The sequence below is a fragment of the Dictyobacter kobayashii genome (assembly GCF_003967555.1).
Lineage (GTDB): Bacteria > Chloroflexota > Ktedonobacteria > Ktedonobacterales > Ktedonobacteraceae > Dictyobacter > Dictyobacter kobayashii.
In genome coordinates, this window is the sequence record NZ_BIFS01000001.1 from 4,430,298 (window position 1) to 4,450,417 (window position 20,120).

General features: G+C 47.8%; 14 protein-coding genes. 8 read left to right on the top strand and 6 right to left on the bottom strand.

The window, feature by feature from the left end:
- Positions 1 to 382: 382 nt before the first annotated feature.
- Both EL645_RS19390 and EL645_RS40345 read right to left on the bottom strand, forming a co-directional pair.
- Entirely contained in the window at positions 383 to 1,342 is a 960-nt protein-coding gene (locus EL645_RS19390) for a hypothetical protein (protein WP_126552035.1), read from the bottom strand.
- 337 nt (positions 1,343 to 1,679) lie between these two features.
- Positions 1,680 to 2,981, bottom strand: coding sequence for a hypothetical protein (locus EL645_RS40345; RefSeq protein WP_126552036.1), 1,302 nt, complete (start codon positions 2,979 to 2,981; stop codon positions 1,680 to 1,682).
- Positions 2,982 to 3,364: 383 nt separating this feature from the next.
- On the opposite strand from EL645_RS40345, the gene EL645_RS19400 reads away from it, so the two are divergent.
- The gene (locus EL645_RS19400; RefSeq protein ID WP_126552037.1) at positions 3,365 to 4,186 is read left to right on the top strand and encodes an HD-GYP domain-containing protein; all 822 of its coding nucleotides are present in this window, start codon (positions 3,365 to 3,367) and stop codon (positions 4,184 to 4,186) included.
- Here EL645_RS19400 and EL645_RS19405 read toward each other — a convergent pair.
- Positions 4,089 to 5,270, bottom strand: a complete 1,182-nt coding sequence (locus EL645_RS19405; protein WP_246035408.1) for a sigma-70 family RNA polymerase sigma factor — start codon at positions 5,268 to 5,270, stop codon at positions 4,089 to 4,091. The genes EL645_RS19400 and EL645_RS19405 overlap by 98 nt on opposite strands.
- 544 nt (positions 5,271 to 5,814) lie before the next feature.
- On the opposite strand from EL645_RS19405, the gene EL645_RS19410 reads away from it, so the two are divergent.
- The 3 genes from EL645_RS19410 (at position 5,815) to EL645_RS19420 (ending at position 10,612) form a co-directional block, all read left to right on the top strand.
- Complete coding sequence (locus tag EL645_RS19410; RefSeq protein WP_126552038.1) at positions 5,815 to 6,450, top strand: hypothetical protein; 636 nt, start codon at positions 5,815 to 5,817, stop codon at positions 6,448 to 6,450.
- A 238-nt stretch (positions 6,451 to 6,688) separates the two neighbouring features.
- Positions 6,689 to 8,533: a virginiamycin B lyase family protein gene (locus EL645_RS19415; RefSeq protein WP_136625245.1), complete on the top strand. Its 1,845-nt coding sequence runs from the start codon at positions 6,689 to 6,691 to the stop codon at positions 8,531 to 8,533.
- Between the two features lie 423 nt (positions 8,534 to 8,956).
- Positions 8,957 to 10,612, top strand: coding sequence for a HEAT repeat domain-containing protein (locus tag EL645_RS19420; protein WP_126552040.1), 1,656 nt, complete (start codon positions 8,957 to 8,959; stop codon positions 10,610 to 10,612).
- A 73-nt stretch (positions 10,613 to 10,685) separates the two neighbouring features.
- On the opposite strand, the gene EL645_RS19425 is transcribed toward EL645_RS19420, so the two are convergent.
- Together EL645_RS19425 and EL645_RS19430 are read right to left on the bottom strand one after the other, a co-directional pair.
- Entirely contained in the window at positions 10,686 to 11,978 is a 1,293-nt protein-coding gene (locus EL645_RS19425) for an NAD(P)/FAD-dependent oxidoreductase (RefSeq protein ID WP_161977504.1), read from the bottom strand.
- A gap of 14 nt (positions 11,979 to 11,992) precedes the next feature.
- Positions 11,993 to 13,297, bottom strand: coding sequence for a DUF1015 domain-containing protein (locus EL645_RS19430; protein WP_126552042.1), 1,305 nt, complete (start codon positions 13,295 to 13,297; stop codon positions 11,993 to 11,995).
- 482 nt (positions 13,298 to 13,779) lie between these two features.
- Between EL645_RS19430 and EL645_RS19435 the strand changes: the two genes are divergently transcribed.
- Positions 13,780 to 15,084 carry a serine/threonine protein kinase gene (locus EL645_RS19435; protein ID WP_161977505.1) on the top strand — a complete coding sequence of 435 codons (1,305 nt, stop codon included), beginning with the start codon at positions 13,780 to 13,782 and terminating at the stop codon, positions 15,082 to 15,084.
- A 35-nt stretch (positions 15,085 to 15,119) separates the two neighbouring features.
- Positions 15,120 to 15,947, top strand: a complete 828-nt coding sequence (locus tag EL645_RS19440) for a QcrA and Rieske domain-containing protein (RefSeq protein WP_126552044.1) — start codon at positions 15,120 to 15,122, stop codon at positions 15,945 to 15,947.
- A gap of 73 nt (positions 15,948 to 16,020) precedes the next feature.
- On the opposite strand, the gene EL645_RS19445 is transcribed toward EL645_RS19440, so the two are convergent.
- Positions 16,021 to 16,656 carry a YbjN domain-containing protein gene (locus tag EL645_RS19445; RefSeq protein ID WP_126552045.1) on the bottom strand — a complete coding sequence of 212 codons (636 nt, stop codon included), beginning with the start codon at positions 16,654 to 16,656 and terminating at the stop codon, positions 16,021 to 16,023.
- 366 nt (positions 16,657 to 17,022) lie between these two features.
- Between EL645_RS19445 and EL645_RS19450 the strand changes: the two genes are divergently transcribed.
- Positions 17,023 to 18,069 carry an aminopeptidase gene (locus tag EL645_RS19450; RefSeq protein WP_126552046.1) on the top strand — a complete coding sequence of 349 codons (1,047 nt, stop codon included), beginning with the start codon at positions 17,023 to 17,025 and terminating at the stop codon, positions 18,067 to 18,069.
- Positions 18,070 to 18,358: 289 nt separating this feature from the next.
- Positions 18,359 to 20,080, top strand: coding sequence for a serine/threonine protein kinase (locus EL645_RS19455; RefSeq protein WP_161977506.1), 1,722 nt, complete (start codon positions 18,359 to 18,361; stop codon positions 20,078 to 20,080).
- Positions 20,081 to 20,120: the final 40 nt, after the last annotated feature.

A 20,120-nucleotide genomic window follows, 5' to 3' on the forward strand; every position in this document is an offset into this window, starting at 1 on the left:
AGAGTGACAGGATAGAATCCTTTTCTACTCGTTTCCATATATGAGGTGATGAAGTAATAATTCAGATCTAAAACGATCCCCAATGGCACCTCAAGTACCTCTACGGCTTATGTTAATCCTACGGTATTTAACACAAATTGTCAATTGAGATTCTGAGCAGCCAGGGCTTTTTCATGTTTCTCTTTGGCGCCTGCGGCGCCGTGTTGGGGGTGTGGAGTGTATTTGGTGGGCGGCGGCGGCCGCCCACCAAATACACTCCACACCTGAAAGATGTACATTGTATCGCTTGCTCATGATCTCCCTGCGATCTCTGGACGAACATGAAAAAGGCCCGCTGAGCAGCGATAGCGTGGCTATCATACATGCCACTATGCTTTTTTCGTTAGCTGCTACACAGTAAGCCGAGTCCATGTTGGGCCGCCTGGTGGATGATAGTGAGCAGATTTTCTGCATGGCTGGGAAGGATCTCATCAATCATCTTAAATGACTGCGCTTGGTGGAAGACAGCATAGTCTGCCTCTACCTTATGCGCATCAGGAGCCTGTGTAAGGCGCAAGCAGCGTGAGAACTGCCAGACTTCATCTGGCGTAAGATATCCTACGAAATCTTCATAAGGTTCACCCGCTCGATAGCCGAAAGGCAGACAGCGCCGACCACAGGCGAGCAATTCAAAGAGGGCCATGGCCCGCACAGAAATAGTGGCGAGCCAGCCGCGCAAATGTAAGGTCGCAGGATGGCGCCCAAGTTCTATGCCATGCATAGCCAGTGCCGCTTCTTCTTCCTCATCCTCTTGTTCGTCGGCTGACCAGTCCTCATCTAATGATTGATCCTGTATTTCCCGAGCCAGTTCATGTAGTCCTGCAGACTCTAACAAAGAAATTATTTCGCTACGGCTTGCCTCTGTCTCTTCCAGTTTATTCTGTGGTGACGAAATTTCTATTTGCGCATCAGTATGTGGAATTAGAAAACAGGATAGACAATATTCTGCGACAATCGCCCCCCAGACGGCGCGCAGGGCATCGATATTTTGATACAACTGGGGTGGATGTTTATGCACATAGCTGTCGCTGAGATCTGTGAATGTCTCTGCGCTACAAAGTAGTGCATATTCGCGTTGGGTTTGCGGTCCCTGTGGTAATTGCTGGACAAAGGTTTGTGCTCGCGACCAGGTGCGCAGTGGCTGCATAGCTGGTGGGAGGAAATGTTCTTCGCGAAAACAACGTGTTTGTGTGTAGAGTGTATATATCTGGGATTCGTCTTTCTGAGTTAGCCAGAGCTTAAAGGCAGGCATTACACGTTGGGTATATGTTTCCCAGTTGAAACCATAGATGCGCACTGTCATAACATCCTCTTCCACCTAACGATATTGTCACTTCTGTGTTTCTTCTTCTTATCGTACTCATATTTTCTGGAAACTCCAAATGTGGTAGTCCGAGAGTACTTTTTTTCTTTTTTCTATTCTCAATAGTGGTTGTTTCCCAATCATGGGAAGTGTGTCTTACCCTTTATGAGTCATCCCGGATTTTTCAAAAATCCGAAAAACGGGTTTCGCGCTCCCAATGCTGGGGGTGCAGAGAAGACCCTGCACCCCCAGCATTGGGAACTTTTTCAAAAGTTAGGGATGACTCATAAAGAGCGCCACAAGATCCTAGAGATAATGAGAAGCAGAAGACTCTTTCCTAGGAAAGGAAAGAGTCTTCATCCGCATTATTTGTAGCAGAGGGTTCTGGATTGGGGAGCGCATACAGCCCCATTTGCGCCTGGCGCATAATCGTTTCTAGCACCGGATCATCCTGAATATTAGGAGCAATGAGAGGCGAAAATGCCAGAGCGCCCGGGCTCGCCGCTGGCGTTTGCCAGAACATACCCTTGCCCTCATCATCTTTTGGCAATACCTGTGATAGATCAAGGTTATCCAGTGGAAGGGGGCTCATATCACTTGTACTGATAGGGTTTTTCTGCGTCGACCCGGCGATTTGTTCAGGAAGTGAAGTGGTAATTGGTTTCAAGTCGCTGGGCATATATATATTATTGATATTCTCAGCTGGCTGTGCAATAGCCTGTTGTGGACCAGTGAATAGCGGGGGCGTTGGCGGAATAGCTTTCTGCGGGCCGCTGGCCATCCCGATAGCTCGTTGTGGGCCAGTGAAAGATGGTGGTGTTGGTGTGACAGCTCTATGAGAACCTGTCGGCATCGGAATCGCTGGCCCGGCAGGCTGAACTGGCAAACCACTGGCAAAGGCCACTTGTTGCTCCATTCTTGGAATGGCAAATGTGGCATCTGGATCTCTCTGATTGAGCCAGGGAGCTGGTTGCGCCGTTTGCATTGGTACGCGTGCATATGCGGGCTGTTTTGATTTCTGTTTGCGTAAAAATATAAAGCATGTCAGCCCACCGATAAGCAACAGAAAAACGGAACCAATGGCTACTGGTACAATAGTGGTGCCAACAGCGCTGCCTTCTTTCTGCCCTTGATTTCCTGCTCCTGTAGCTGTACTGGCTACTGCTGTGGCAGTCGGCGTGACCGCCCCTGGCGTGGAGATTACAGCCGTTGGTGTAGCTTTGGGTTTGGCCGTTTTTGTTGGTGTTGTGGGTGGAAGAGCACCTCCATTATTTACAGGCGGCTGATTCTGCGCTGGTATCGTTGGAACAGCCGTTGCGACTGGCTTCTGTGTCGGTTGGGGGGTGGGTATGGCTGTAGGAACTGGTGTTGGTGTAGGAGGAGTGGGCGTATCGGTTGGTGTAGGAGTAGGCGTATCGGTTGGCGTAGGAGTGGGTGTATCAGTTGCTACGGGAGTGGATGTATCTGCTGGTGTTAGCGTATCTCCAGCGGTAGTGGAAGTTGATGTGAGTGCATATATCTGATCAACTTGAGCCGCATGTGCGTGTACCGCGACAATAATCATATTTAAGCCTATAAAAATGCCAAAGATACCATAAATTATCGCCGCTTTGTATTTGGTTGGAGCTTTTTTCTTCATATTTTTGTTCACTTCATCAATCTCCCAGCAGATTTGTTTCTGTCTATTGAGCTTACCTCTCCTCTCTAACATCCTTGTGAAGGAGTGGAGTAATAGGGAGCTTTTTTATTGATAAACCTTACAGGTCGAGTCAAGTGTAGATGGCCGCCGTCTATATCGTCAAGCGGTCAGAAAAATGTACTATTTATATGTCAATTCGTGAGAGGCTAATCCGCGACTTCCATACCTGCTGCGCTTGAAAAAAGCGTTCTTCACCACAGGTAACTTGCCCTATATCTTTTGTTTCTTGCTGCTTTATTGTGTAACAAGCGGATATTTTTAACGTAGTATTAAATGAGATATTACTGCACGTTTAGCTGCCTACCTGTAGAAGGAGTACCATTATGCTCATCAATGGCACGGCTACTTTGCGCTGCAAGGACTTTCTGCGCCAGGAAATCGCGCACACACTGGAATGTTATGGGCATCTTCCCATCCCTAGAATCTTTGAAGTTACCTCAATGGAGAATCTTGCTTATCGACTGTATGCTATTGAAGTCGCGATTGCCGATACGCTCTCTCAGTGGTGTGATCAAGAGACCTGTATGCATACCCTCCGCCTGGTTAATCTGGCCGAGGCTGTTGGCAGGCAGCTACAACTTTCAGATCATGCTCTCATTATCTTGCGACTCTCAGCGTTGTTGCACGATATTGGGAAGGTAGCGATTCCAGCAGAGATATTGCAAAAGCGAGGCCCACTCAATGATGCTGAACGAACCCTGATACGCTTGCATCCTCAGATGGGGTGGGTGATATTAGAAGGAACTGGTGAGCTCTTCGATCATGTCGCTCCGATTATAGTTGCGCACCATGAAGCATGGGATGGCAGCGGCTATCCGTTTGGCCTGATCGGTACTGCTATCCCTTATTTAGCCCGTATTCTCGCTGTGGTTGACTCTTATGACGCGATGGTTTCATATAGAGTATACGGAGAGCCGCTGCCTATATTGAGTGCATGTCTAGAGCTAATAGATTGTGCTGGCCGTCAATATGATCCTCAAATTGTAGTTGCTTTTCTTAAAGTGTTGATTGGTGAAAGAGGAATACAACTGCATTCGTGTTTTGCTTCTAGGCGAAATCTCGCAATAAATGGACTTGAACCGGTTGACGAAGGGTGCGCAAAGCCTTTACTTCAATCTGTCGAATACGCTCGCGAGTTAGCTTGAAGTAGGTGCTGAGTTCTTCCAGGGTATGGCAATAGCCATCCTGTAATCCATAACGTAATTCAATAACCTGTCTTTCTCTCTGGCTCAGGGTCTCCAGGGCACGTGAGATGTGATCACGTAGTACCTGGTGTGTAACGACATCCGCGGGAGCTGCCGCGTGCGTATCTTCGATAATATCGGCCAGGTGATACTGCTCATCATCGCTTAAGGGTGCATCCAATGATATAGGGGCTTCGGCCATACTTTGAAGTTCAACAATTCTTTCCTTAGAAAGATGAATCGCATTGGCTATTTCTTCTGGGAATGGATCTCGTCCAAGATCCTGGTAGAGTTGACGTGTTATTCTCTTCATCTTATAAATGAGCTCAACAACATGTACTGGAATATGGATGGTGCGTGTATGTTCTGCGACTGCACGGCTGATGGCCTGGCGAATCCACCAGGTTGCATAGGTGCTAAAGCGAAAGCCACGCACAGGATCAAATTTTTGAGCTGCTCGAATCAGGCCGAGATTGCCTTCCTGGATCAAATCAAGCAATGAAACGCCATGATTATTGTAGCGTTTAGCAATACTTACCACGAGGCGGAGATTGGCTTCTACCAGGTGTTGTTGGGCTTTGATATCGCCGGTAATGATACGCTGTGCCAGCTGCATTTCTTGCTCTGCTGAAAGCAGCGGATAACGACCAATCTCAGCCAGGTATTGCCTAATAGCGTTTTCCGCCTCTAGATCGCCACCTTCTACCTCCTCTTCCTCTTCTTCATTCAGGTACTCGTCTGCATCTTCATAGCGTAACTCTACATATGTCGAAGAATTTTTTCCTTTTTTGGGGGCGTTTTCTTGTTTACTTGATACTGATGTAGATTGTTTTCCCTCATTCCGTGTCGGTGTATAATATACTGTATCATCACTTTGTATATCTGCGATACTTCTTCTTTTTTTGTGGGCAATTGTGCCTGGATGAGCCGTTGCTATCCTCTCCCTATCATTTGCTGAAATGTCAGCTCTTCCAGTTTTTATATACTGTTGGATCTCTACCGGAACTATCTCAATTGTTTGCATTGGATTGGTCATGGCTACCATATACCTACTCCTCCTTATACCTCAAATCCCATTCCACAATTTGGTAACCGGAGATCTGTGATGTTTTGAATACCACTGCATCACAGGTCCGTAGAAATTTGTAAGCTTTGTAAACTTTGTAAAATTTTTACGGATATATCCCCCCTGTATATTACTTGTGCAAGATATGTGCCAATATAGAGGTGTAGGGATGTATCTGCTCTCTATCTGGTTTTAGAAGGTGAGAATGAAGCCAGATCTGATTGTGCCTCTTCCTTTTCTCGCTCTCGATTGGAAAAAATTTCCAATTGCTGCGTATTTTTCCTCACTCAATAGATAGCAGAAATATTGGGAGTTGCTAGCTGATGATGGTCACCATCTGGTAGAGCGCAATACAGGCGAAAAATGATGCGGTGACCGTTTATTTGCATGAAGCAGTGGATAAGGTAGGTCAAGTACCCCTTGCCTGAAGTCAGGGGGTATCTGTGCGATTGAAAATCATGAAGAAGCTATAACTCGGCCTTAAGTGTATGTTCTCCTCTGATCTGAATAGGAAGCAATGGATATGGTGAAGTCAGTTTATCCAGCGAATAAAGAATTACATGCGTATGGTGGTCATTTTTTAGTTGGAGGATATAGTCCGGCTCGCCGATCTCCGTCGTTGCCTGCGATTCCTGCGCGGGCCTCAGCGCATCCTGCCGACGTGATTAAGGTTCGTCCACGTTATCCACGTCTGTCTGCTGAGTTGGAACAGGAAGATGTTACACGTATTCCGACGATGCCCCAATCGAGAGCTATCTGGCAATTTGAAACGCCCCGCTTTGCTGCTGAGAGTAGCCTTGCCTCTTTGACACTGGCTATTACTGATGCAACTTTAATGGCTATCCCGGCTATCCCAGGACATACTGTGGTCCAGCGGCAAAAAAGCACCGAGCCATTGCAAGAGCAGAAAAATTCTATTATTGTGCGCCTGCAGGAACATGATATTGCGGATGTTGATACTGTTCCTCCTTTGATCTCCTATCCCTTAGAAAAGCATGCAGCCAGGGTTCATCCTATTGAGAGTATACGCTGGTGGTTGATCCAGCCGGGACGTTTAGAATTTTTGCTCTGGCTGCTGGGAACAACGCTCCTGGTCGGGCTGACTGTATTGTTTGTGTTATTTGTCCTTTCAAGTCTGGGCTATATCGCTATTCACTAAATCCTTAGCCATGTAGAAAAGGACCTGGCATGTCTATGTCAAAACATGCCAGGTCCTTTTCTATGCTTTTGTATCATAACATTGATACGTCCGGATCTTGTGGCGTAAACCTCTGGCATTGATAATTACATACAGATATATCCCTTGCAAAGTATATTGATTTTGCTGGATACCAGTTATGGGACATTATGCTTTATTGCAAGTTATACATTGATTTGTGTGGGTAGAGAGGTGAAAAATGGGACGCCGAAAAATATGGGTATACGGACTTATATCGTTTGTGATAGCGTTGATGAGTGCTATGTTGACGATTGGTGCGTATATCTTGCCTGTAGAGGCAGCAACCCCCGCTGCGACTGATTTTTCCGTGCAAGCAGGTACAGATCCCTGGGGAACGGCTTTTGATCAAACTGGACATATATGGGTGGCACTACCAGGTTGTGATCCAACACCAACCTGTAGTACGGCAACCCCGCCAGGAAAGATTAATGTATATGATACAAAGACAGATGCGCTATTGCATTCATATACCCTTCCTGCAAATTATGCGCAGGCTTTATTCCTGGCCGTAGATGCGCAGGGGAATGTCTGGTTTCCGATGCCACTGGCTAATGCTATAGGCGTACTGCATCCACAGACAGGTTTATATCAGCAATGGCAGGTTCCTACGGCGGGTGCGGGGCCATGGGATGTGGCTATTGATACGCAGGGCAAAGTCTGGTTTACCGAGCACTATAGCAATAAAATTGGCTCTTTTGATCCGAAGACTCAGAAATTTACTGAGGTTGCCACGCCGGCTGTAAACAGTGTGCCCTATGGTATTACCGTAGATGCTGCCAATAATATCTGGTTTACAGAAAATAATGATGCAGTCGGTTTGATCGGGGAATATACCGCGCATGGTCAGCTGCTAGAATACAAAGTTCGCGCGACACCCGCCAGTGGCCTGACGCCCCATTTGATCGCGGTTGATCCGGCTGGCAACATCTGGTGGTCTGAAGGTTTTGCGGGCATGATTGGGCGCTTACGGGTCAGTGTAGCTCAGCCTGGGACAAATAATGGCATAACTGAATATGTATATCCGCGCACCTGCCAGGTTTGTGGTGTCCATACCTCCGGCATCAGTGTTGATCATAACGGTGTGGTCTGGTTTGCCGATTCATTGCAAAACACGATTGGCTCATTTCCGAGTACCGGTACAGGCTCTTTTACCCTTTATAATTCGCCAACGGCAAATAGCCATGTCCATGATGGCGTGAATGTGGATCCACAGGATACCATCTGGTTTACAGAAGAGTTTGGTAATAACCTGGGGTATATCTCCCAGACGGTGCCTCAGCCGCCCGTGCCAGTGAATGATCCTGTGCCAACAAAGACACCTCCTGTTACAAATCCTGGTGAACCACCAGCCAGCCCCACCCCAACTGGTGGTCATATTCATCCTACACCTGTCCCTCCAACAGGGCCTTCCGGATCGGGATCAGGATCGAAAGATCATGTACCACCGATCCCTACCCGTATCATTGCTGAGGATACGTTTCAGCATCACAACCAACTGTTCTGGGGCCGTGCTTCTGATGGGCATGCCTGGGCCGGTGATGCGAATACCTCAAATACATTTTCTATGTTTGCTCAACGTGGCATAGTTTCACATGGTGGCACCAACTATTCCGCTGTTCTGGGTCCGCGTCTCGCAGATGCCGAGGTGGTTTTTTCAGGTAGCATCAGCAACTTTAAGGATACCAACCTGGGAGCTGTGTTACGCTGGTCGGATGGCAATGATTGGTATAAGGCGTATATCGATGGTAATAACCTGGTTGTGCAAAAGAAAGTACATGGTGTCGCGACAATTTTAGGCCGTTATATGTTCATCGCCAGCGCCCACCATACATATACGCTGCGTTTTCGTATCGATGGCAATATATTGCAGGCTCGAGTGTGGTCCACGGGTAGCCCTGAACCATTCCACTGGTTTGTGACTACCACTGATAACACCTTCCATAGTGGCTTTTGCGGCCTGCGGATGTTGATCCAAAATGGCGCTGTGGCAAATATTACCTCATTTAAGGCCCTGGCTGAATAATAAGACTGACCGGATAGATAGTAAAGTTTAGTCCCTTTACCAGGTATATCTCACGAGTAATATACCTGGTAAAGCCATATTTAGTTAGTGTTGCCGACCGCTTAATTATTACGGGCAGGATAGGATATTTTCTATGGCGTATATCGGCGCCAGCTAGTTTTGCTAGATCATACACAGTCTCTTTATACATGAGTGGTTTTTAAATTCCTGAAGCGAGTAGGATGTTTAAAGCGTTCTTTGTCATAGGGTATAGAGCAGACCTGCCTGAGAATTACTGTTGAGTAAGCAGATACGTTACATGAGCGCTGTGCATATCTGGGGAGTGATCTCGACGCCTCTAGTCCAACGTGGTACAATTTCTTGCATTGGTGCTCGCCCAGGAAGGGTGTGCTTATTACTCCCATAAAAGGAGAGCGAACGCTTATGCCAAGAGGACGCAAGGGGTCTCCTCAAGAGAGTGTGGATAGTATTTTACTGGCGATAAGTCGGCGTGAGGATATCGATCCCGATACCATGTCCCATTACCTTGATCGCCTGGATGAAGAATGGGCTGAAGGGGCACGGGAAAAAGTGTTGCATCTGCTGAGAAGCAACGATGCTATGGCACAGGCCGCGGCCTTGCGCATCCTATCAGAATTAGCAACCGACTTTGACCTGGAGGGACTTGAGGATTTTGTGACTGATCCTACTGTAAGTGATCTGGCAAAGCTTTCTCTTTCTCCCATCCTGAAAGAATTAGGATCAGAGATGGCCGATGATGGCATTATTGAGTACCTGAATGATCCAGCCGGGGCGATTCGGCAGATGCAGATGAGGCTGCTTGAGTTGGTGGGGCAGAATGAAATGGGTGTAGAGACTATCCTTGAGGATGTGGTTTCTATGCCAGTTGAACGTCGGTTTGCCTTTATCAACTGGTTGGGAAATAGTAACGATCCCCGTGCGGCCAATTTGTTGATTCCATTACTTGAGAATCAAACCGGTAAGGTTGTGATGGCTGTCATTGAGGCGCTGGAGCAACTTGGTCCGATTGCTATTAACCAGACGATACCAGCTCTGAATCATCTAATTGCAACCAGTTCCAATCGGCAATTGAAGCAGCAAGCTCGGGCTGTGCTTGGACGTTTGACCATGCAGTCCATGCTAGGATCAGAAGATGCTGCTATGATGGAGGCTCGTCAGCAACAATATACCGCTTACCAGGCACGGGTTAGTTCAATTGATGGCTCTGGCACCCAGCTCATTATGCTGTCCTGGCTCCGTCCAGATGGCTTGATTAAAGGTGTCAATGTCTTATACCAGGATCAAAAGGGGATCAAGGACTGCTATGGGGTGGATGAAATGGATGTGGAGCAGTGGGAAGCCCTGGTGGGGGATCTGGATGAGCAGGGTTTTAGTAGCTTTGGCGTTTCATTCGAATATGCTCGTGCAGTGATAATGGAAGCCAGGGCCCTCAACAGGCGTACGCGTACGAAATTACCTATTGCTTATTCTATCTGGCGTCCCTTAACGGAGGCGGGTCTGCGGGACAAAAAAGCACTGGCAAAACTTCCTGCCACGGCCTTGGAGCCTTTGCCGTTAAATTCAGAGACTATTGCTCTGGCACGACGCGCTGATGATCTCTATCATTTGAAAGAATTTTCATCCTGGTTATATGAGCCTATTGAGCGCATCGAGCCATTTATTAGTCGCTACTGGACGGCCCAGAATGTTTTTTCATCTTCTACCAATGGTCGGCGTAAGAATAAATTAAAGTTGCAAGAGCAGCAGAGTCTGCTTGAAGAATTAGTAATGGATGCCCTCGAACAGTTGATTGATGATAAGTGGCGTACTACCTATGTTATGCGCTTACTGCGGCAGGCGGCATTATTGCAACAGGTCGGACAAAGCGAGTATGTGCCTGTCTTGCGTGCGACGGCGGCCCTGCTAGACCCTAAATCACAGATTGCTTTGCAAGAGCAGGTGTTTCCAAGGACCTTATTGCATGTATCCATTGAACAGGGCCCTCTGCGCTTGATGGTAGAGTCATTGCGTAGTGGTAGCCTTAGCTCTTTCCCGGTTGAATTTTTTCAGCAGGACTAACAAGGGCCCAGACTTCCTCAATAATGGGAAAGTTTGAGCCCTGTCTGGCTAGCAGTCTTTTTCTTGCTACTTTTTATGATTGGCTTGGTACCAATTGTTTTATCTTTAGCAATTCTCTAGCTGCGCATTCACCGCTGTGCATTGCCCCTTGAATACTACTCGACTGTGTATATTCCCCCGCGAGATAAAGACCATTAACATCTGTGCGATTGCCCGGAAGTGTATCATAAACACCCGGCGCCTGTAGAAATTGGGCAAAGGGAATACGATATACTGCCAGCAATTGCCAGTGTTTCAGATCATGATTGGGGAACCAACCCGCTATTTCCGCCTTGCTACGCTCAGCAATGCCCTCATCATCCTCTTTAGGATTTCCGAGAACTGTGACTGAGAGTAGATGTTTACGTGGTGGGGCATAGGTTGGAGCGATATTGCTAACCAGTACCGCATTATTCACATAGGCATGTGGATCTGCATTGAGCAGAATTTTGCGTTGATTGTACAGGCGCTCATCGCCAGCGAAATAGAGGCAGACCGCGCTGACAGGTTTGTCAGGCAATGTTTGGTGAACGAATTTTTCCGCAATTGGGCTGGAGGTCGCTACCACAATGGTCTCAGCCTTGATCTCTTCGCCGTTAATCAGCCGTACACCGCGTGCCTGCCCGTTACTGATCAGGACCTCCGCAACGCGTGCATTGCAGCGTACAGATCCTCTGGGTAAGCTGGCTGCCAGTTGTTCAGGAATACGTTGGATACCTTCAGCCGGGAGAATAATGTCGCCTGTGGCCAGCATTTTAAAAGTGAATTGAAACATACGCGCGCTGGTCTGTAGTGAACGATCCAGGAAGATGCCGCCATAGAAGGGCCGGAAAAAATTATCGATAATCTTATCCGAAAACCCTTGTCGACGGAGATAGGCCTCTGTTGACTCGTCTTGCCCATCTTTTTGTTGTGTGCCCGCAAAGATATCGGCATTTGAGATGCGCTGCAATTGTAAGCGCAATTTGACAATACGTAGCTTATCGGCTGTGGAAATGAGCGGATTGATCAAGCTTGAGAAGGTATGGGTTGGTTCGCGTAAAGGATCAGTAATCTCATGCTGCTTACCATTTTTGAGTAGAATGGCGCCAGGATTAAATTTACGCTGTTTTAGCGTATTATAATTGAGATGATGCGCAGCGGCCTCATACGAGGTAAATAGAACCTGGAAGCCACGATCCAGACGATATCCGTCTTCATGATAATCAGTTCTTACACGGCCTCCAACCTGGTCTGCGGCCTCCAAAACGAGTACTTCTTGCCCGGCTTCGGCTAGCAATTTTGCGCAGGTCAAGCCTGCTAGACCTGCGCCGACGATGATAATCATGCTGTATCTGCTCCTTACCATAAAGGATTTATCACCAGACCGGTGATGAGCTTTGGATAGAGGTACGTAGATTTCTGTGGCATGCGATCATCTGCCAGCGCCACATCACGTACCTGGCGAAAGGGAATACCATTAAGTAAAATGATTGCCTGTGCTTCTTGCGTATGAAGCGATTGAAGAGCTTGCTGGGTATCGTGCATATAGCGAATATATTTGCCTGCGGCAACGTCGTCCGCAGTGATGTGGAGTAGCGTCTCAAGTATCAAATGTTGGACCAGCGCTACATCCAGGGCGTTCCAGGCTTCGGAATGCCCACTCTCTTTCATCAACTGTTCCCCTTGCGCATTGATTGTGAGTAGTAGTGCTTGCTCAGCTGTTTTAATGATCAATGCAGGTTGCTGACTGCCCACCCGGGCTAATTCTTCCAGCATAACTTCATCGGTAGCTGCTGCTACTTTTTTTACGGAGAAGTAGCGTGCAAGTTGCTGTTCTGTGAGTTTGTGTAGTTGCTCTTCAGTAAGATCGAACAATACCCGGTGAGTGGGTAATACTAGCATACCTGGATCATCGACATCGATCAGTGCCATCAACATAAAGTTCGCTCCATCCTGAGCATCCAGGCCGCGCCTCTGCTTTTGCAGTTCGTCCCTGTAATTCAAGGCGGTTGTGTAGCGATGATGTCCATCCGCGATATAGAGTTGACGTTGCGCGAAGAAATCCTGGATCAAGGCAGTATGCTGGGGATCGGAAATGGGTTGTAAAAGATGCTCTTCCCCGTTCTCATCTACGAATTGGATCTCGGGCTGTTCGGCATACGTTGAAATCAGCCGGCGCACACGACCCTGTGGATCATCGTACATGCACATAATGGGACTGAAGTTAGTCGCGCAAGCGCGGAGCAACTGCAGGCGATCTTCTTTGTCTTTCGTGCGTGTATGTTCGTGTGGCAGAATCACCCGGGCATCCCAGGGTTCCAGTCGGACCCGTGCTAGCAGGCTGGTACGCGTATAGGCTTGTCCGTTATGGCTAAAGCGTTGTTGATAAAGATAATAGCAGGCATCTGTCTCTTGCTGCAGGATGCCATCCAGGCGCCATTCTGCCAGTGTTCTGGCAGCTCGTGTATAGACATTGTTCAGCCCATTATCCGTTGGATTGCTTTGCCCTAATTCCAGGCGAATGATGTTATAAGGATTGCGCTGATAATAGCGCATCTGGGCGTCAGGACTGATAACATCAAATGGTGGTGTAATTGTTTGTGCCGGATCGCCGACTTTCTCTTTTGCATATCGAAATCCACGTAGTGGTTGGACATCTGCCATACAACAATTCTCCGATCCTTTTCCCCAACATCTATGTGGCTCTGGGCTGCCAATGCTGGCGGAATGAATTCTATCGCCAGGCCTGCTCTGTTTCAGGCCTTCGTTTTTCTTTTTGAAAGTTAATCTGCGCTCATTGTATCATTTTTGCATAGGGTGAGTTAAAATGGTGGGACCAACCGGGCTGGTTGAGATTATGCGATTTTTTTTAATCCACAAGTCCTACTTTGTGCTCGTCAAATTGACTCAATTTGATACAACGTGTAAATTCATCTGTGTAGACAAGGAAAAACCGGCTTTTATCGCATCATTGCTTCTGGATCTCGGTTAGCTATTCTGGCATGAGAGAGCCGTAATTATGTAGAAGAATTGGTCGCTATAGTGTAACAACATAAGTTATCTTCATCTGGTCAACAGAATAGCCAGGATAATGGATGAAACATATGTCGTTTACTGTATGTAGTTCGTACATTGGAGAGAGTTGGATGCAAACATTATCAGAGGATCAACTGGTTGGCCATGTTCTCGGGCAATATCGCATAGAGAGATTGGTCGGTAAGGGACGTTTAAATATTGTATATCTGGCGCGGCATCAGGTAGCGCAACGTGTTGATGCTCTTGCACTCTATCCTATGCCGACGCATTTTTCAAACGAGGCTCGTACTTTTTTTCTGCAGCGTTTCCATAAGGAAGCAGCCTTAATTACCTCGTTACATCACCCACATATTTTGCCTGTGTATGAGCATGGCGAGATACTTGGCTATCCCTATTTGATTACACCCTATACAACGAATGGCTCTCTGGCAGATATCGTTAAGCATCAAGGACGCTGCGATCATACATTTGTAACTACTATTTTACATCAAATAGTAGATGGCCTGGCTTATGCCCATGGTAAAGGTTTTATCCATGGTACATTGAAGCCTTCAAACATTGTGATTTATGATGATGAGAATGTACAGGTAGCTGGCTTTGGTCTGATGCATATTTTACAGCGTGCAGGCGTTGATCAAACTCCCATGCCTAATGCTCACCTATTCAGCATTGCCGATACTTTTCTTGCCTCTCCCGAGTATGTCGCACCTGAGATTGTGCAGGGCCAATCGGTGGACCAGCGTTCAGATATATATGCTCTGGGTTGTATTTTGTATGAGTTACTGAGTGGAAAACCTCCATTTACAGGCAATAATCCACTTGAAGTGGCTCAGATGCATGTCAACCAGAACTTTACACCTTTACGCAAGCTCTGCCCGGAAATCCCTGTTGCTCTAGGTTCGGTTATTAGTCAGGCGCTGACCCGTGATCCAGATGGCCGTTTCCAGAGTGTACGTGAGTTAGGTGAGGCTTTTACCCAGGCCTCTATCGGCGCGACCCAGACCTTGCCAGCAGTACATATGAGCCAGGTGTCTAAAGCTCCGGCCGCGCCAGCCGTACCTTTTCAAGCTGCTCCACGTATTAGTACTGCTACTGGTAGCTGGCAATTAGTACCGCCTATTGTTACTGGCCATCTGCCTGCAATAAAGACAACTAAAACGGGATTGGTTGTGCCTGCGGACCGCAACACCGCATCGACTCCTCGCGCCTCTCAACCTGCAACAGGTTTGACCCAGGCCGCCTCACTGGGCAGAAAGAGCCAGGCGCTCGGCAGCAGTCCTGTCCAGCCAACGCTACCGCCTATAGCGCCGCAGCAGCCGCCTGTAATGCCGCAGCAGAAAGCCGCTCCTGCTCCTGCTCCTACGAAACGCCAGCTGGCTGATGAAGATATTGTACAGTTACCACCTCCGGGGTAACGCTCGCGGGAACTCATGCATCAGATGCTGATCTGGTGAAAGCTTATGAATGGTGGTCACCAGCAGAGCCATTGCAGGCCGCCCCACAGACGTTCTCTAAGCAGGCTCAAAATAATAACGCACCCACTGTGGCAGAACCAGTGGTGGGCGGCAGAATGGATGCCCTGGATTGGGGATTGGATGCCTCGGCGTCCTCCTCTAAGCCGCTGCAAAAGAAAAAGCGTAGCTCTACCTCTTCTCTGGGGCAGCCGGGCCGTAAGGTGACGCGACGCAATGTGATCGCCGTGCTGGCTACAGGTGCCGTCGCTGCCGCGGGTGTGGGTATCGCTTTTAACCTTGGCAAGCTAGGAGCAGCGCCTGCCCCGCAACAGGCTTTACAACAAACCGCCCCTACCACTAAGCCTGCAGCTAATAAGACGACACAAACGAAGCAGCAACCAGCAAAGAATACTGGCCAGACGCAGAAGCAACCACCTAAGACCAATGGTGGCACGACCAATCAACCACCTGCTAATAATCCGAAGCCAACACAGGCTCCTCAACAGCCTGCGCACATGGGAACGGTGATTGGATCACAAACTCAGGCGGTTAATTCGGCCATTAAATTTAATAATCCTGCCGATAATCAGGCAAGCTTGCTGGTTCATTTATCCAGTGGCATGTTTGCAGCCTATGAGCAAGCCTGTACCCATGAAGGAGTCAAAGTCAACTATGACCCGGGTACCGGCAAGCTAGTCTGCCCTGCGCATGGGGCGATCTTCGATCCTGCTAATGGTGGACAGGTGTTACAGGGGCCCGCTGATACCCCCTTGCCACCCGTTAAGATCAATGTGAATGGTGATGGTACAATCACTGCTGTGTAGAATTAGTATAAAAGAAGAGCGGCGGCCTGGTGAAAAATTTCGCCAGGCCACCGCTCTTCTTTTATCTTTAGAGCTATTCCTGATGTTTTCCCAGCAGGCGTGCAACCTCTTCCAGTACTTCGTTTACGTCAAGCTCAGATTCTTCCATCTGTAGCATTTCATTGTTAGTTGATGTCTCGACTACTTGTGTCTGTATAGCTGGCAGGCTAAAATCGGTTTCATCATGGGTCTGGGCAAAGAACTCATTTTCACAATCTTGCAACGCATCCTTTGCGGATTGATGGCCATAGATAATTCTAGGCAATAAGTCATGATAGATTGAAACGGTCTGCATGATAGCGCTAAAAGCCAGGCGAAACTGCTCAAATGGAATGCTTTTATCAGCCAGAGGAATACATTCTTCTAGCCGCACCTCTCCATCAGCGAGATCCAGGCCAAATTTTCCAAGAGCAATGCGATAATTGACAGCAAGTAATGCTTCGAGACACTCCAGACGTTTTTGCTCGGTGACCGTGCCGATGTGCGGCACAATGAGCATCAGCTTACTGGCATTTCCACTGTGGTGAATACCTACAATCATCTGCCACTGCCCATGTTCATCATGGAAGGCCAGCTCGATTGTATTCTGAGAGCGATCAACCTGTGAAATCTTTAACCCCAGTCGCTTCAGATATTCAGCCACCTGGAGGATGCTAAAGCTATTTGTCATGAAGCTCTCCTTGCTAGTGAAGGTGATTAAGCGTTATTGGGCCGTAGCCCATCTATAAAATATTGTTCAAGTATAACATATGATATAGAATTAATGGGTATAGGTGAAGTTATCTCCAATTAATCCCCAGGATGTACTAGCCCGGGTACTGACCAAAAGTATTACTCGGCTCGATCAATGTTACTCCTGCTGTATAAGGCTCGTATATGCGATTGTATTTATGAAGAATACCTGGATTTTGAGGGGATTGGTGTTATGTAGAGTGGGCGTTTCTTCGTGCGTATAGATATCCTGCTTCTATATACTACCTGTACTTATACTGGTAACAGTGATGGCATTATATAAATAAAGGAGCAAATACATCCTATGACAGATGTAACACACCAATCAGATAAACAAGATCTTCAATCCCTGACTTTTGATGAGCGCATGCATTTGGGCGCCGAGAATGCTCTGCTGTGTATGGGCGTAACAGCCCAGGATCGTGTGTTTATTCTGACGGATTTTGCGCGCCAGCATATTGCTCAGCGTGTGGCTTCCGCTGCTCTGGCACGCCACGCCGATGTTACTGTGCGTTTCCTGGAACACTACGGTGAGCGTCCATTGACTGTCTTCCCTGATACGTTGCGCAACGATTTTCTGACTGCTCGCCCGACTGTCTCATACTATATCGCGACCGCCCAGCCAGGCGAGATTGCTTTTCGTATTCCCTTGTTGCCTTTCCTCGTCAATGAGCTCAAGGTTCGCCACGGCCATATGATCGGTATTGATGATACCTTGATGACGGATGGTATGTGTGCGGATTATGATGAAGTCTACACTATCACCAATCGTGTGTATGAGATTGTCAAACATGCGCGCACGATTCACGTCACGTCTGAAAAAGGGAGCGATGTAACGGCTACCTTCCATCCTGAGTGGAAATGGGTGCCCTGTCATGGCCGCTATAACAAACAGGGGGCGTGGGGCAATCTTCCTGAGGGCGAGGTTTATACCGCCCCTGCCACCGTTGATGGCGTACTGGTCTGCGAGGTATTGGGTGACTTCTTCTCCGAGAAATATGGAGTATTGGAGCAGCCACTGGTAATCACTGTCAAAGATGGCTATATCACCGAGATCAACAGCGAAAATGCCGCGCTGGCTCAGGAAGTACACGATTATCTCTTCTCCGTGCCCAATGGAAATCGTGCCGGCGAATTTGCGATTGGTACTTTGACCAGTCTTAAGCGCCTGGTTGGTAATTTGTTGCAAGATGAAAAGTTGCCGGGCCTGCATGTCGCCTTTGGTAATCCTTATCCTGAGTTCACTGGCGCAGACTGGGATTCACGCGTGCATGTGGATGTTATCCCAACTAACTGTACAATTGAGGTGGATGGTCGCATTATTATGCGCGATGGACAATTTGTTCTTTAACTGAGGTATGATGTGTTGCTGGCATATGTGCGTAGTATATTCGTATGCCAGTAATTGCATTAGATGAGAATTATACCCGCCTGACCTGCGAATTTACATGTGCCAGGGATGATTTGGGATAATTTATGGATATCATGGTTTGAAAGTTGACAGTGGAGATAGCGCGCGATTAAAATTGGTTATAGTTCCTACACGTACCATGGAAAATCAATGCATTCCACTTATTGCACATCATCTCTAAGGGAGCTAGAACATCACATCTCTAAGGGAGCTAGAGAGGAGCTTCAACGTGGCTGCAAGTAGGGGACAGCATCTTATCGGGAAGGTGCTCGGTTCGTGTGTGTTGGAAAGAGTACTTGGCTATGGTGGCTCAAGTGCAGTTTTTCTTGCTCAGCAGCAAAATCCTGCGCGGAAGGTAGCTGTGAAGGTGTTTCTACCGCGATCAGGTATGGATATACGGATGCAGCGAGATTTCTATCGCCGTTTCTTACGAGAAGCAGAAGCGGTCAGTAAATTGGAGCATGCAAATATCCTACCAATTTTTTCGTATGGTGAGCAGGATGGTTTGCCATATATTGTGATGCCCTATATGCCAGGTGGAACTCTGGCGGAATATATGGCTAAGCGTGGCCCACTCTCTTTAAAGGAAGCTCAGTGGTACCTTGAACAACTGGCGGCGGCCCTGGATTTTGCCCATATGCATGGTTGTGTCCACTGTGATGTTAAACCTGCTAATATTCTATTGGATAGTGATGGCCATGTCATCTTATCCGATTTTGGTATTGCTCGGGTTGCGCAATCTGAAATAGAACCAGAGCAAAGCGAGGCTAAACATGCTGAGGCGGTTATGGGGACTCCAGATTACATCTCGCCTGAGCAGGCCCTGGGACGTGTCTTAGATGGTCGTTCCGATGTCTATTCGCTGGGGGTTACCCTCTTTTTTGTTCTGGCTAAGCGCTTACCATTTCGAGCCGATTCAACGATTGCGCTGGCATTGTTGCATGTGCATGAGCCCCCTCCATCCCTGGCGTTGATTCGAGCTGATATTACGCCTCTGTTGGATCGAGTGGTACGCAAAGCCCTGGCTAAAGAGCCTGAAGACCGTTTTCAAACGGCACAGGAATTAAGTCGAGCTTTTTCAGCGGCGGTAGTTGCCAGTGAGACTCGCTCAGCCACCCTGAGCCCCTCTGCGCTTGCCCTTTTTGATGAAAAAGAGGATCACACCAATCCACCGCCTATTATTGCTAGTCCTCGTCCTATTGTACGTGTCAAACCTATGTGGGCCAGCACATGGCCTGGCTTCCAGCTAAGACGATTGCTTTACATTCTGGCTGCTTTGATCATTATCGTGGTTACCACAGGTTTTACCGTATCCTTTATGAATCGGCATCCTGAAGCACCCCAGACGGTGGTGGTAATACCCACAGCCACTCCGACGCAGGCCCCTATGCCCACGAATCCTTTCACGATCATTGGAAATTGGCCGCATGGAGCAAATGCTTTTTTTGATCAGAACCACCAGTATCATATTATTAATAACCAGCTTAACAATGCCATGCCAGCGCCTTTTCAGGATTACCAGGTACAGGATTTCAAGTTATCTGTAACGATGCTTGAGACGTCCAGCAAAAAAGATAGTCCTGATTATCATGGAGTGATTTTTCGGGTTGCTCCAGATCAATCGTTTTACTATCTCTTTGAGATTTCACCACGGGACAATCAACAGTACGCCTTTTTGCGTTTCTCCAGTACGGATAAGCAGCAACCCTGGCGAACGATCAAAAGTAATAGAAGTTCAGCTATTATCAGTGAGGATGGAAAAAGCAATACGATCACGATAGAATCTCGTGGCAACACTTTTCTCTTCACAGTTAACGGCGTACCTTTGCTAGATAAGCCCATTACTGATCCTTTTACAACTGAGGTGAAGTCCGGCCAGATCGGGCTCTACGTGGAAAATCAGGGTGAGGAAGTTACCTTCTCCAGGCTCTACGTTGAAACCCTCAAATAACGCTTGTTGAGAAAGCGCATCCCATTGTTAAATCAGAGCA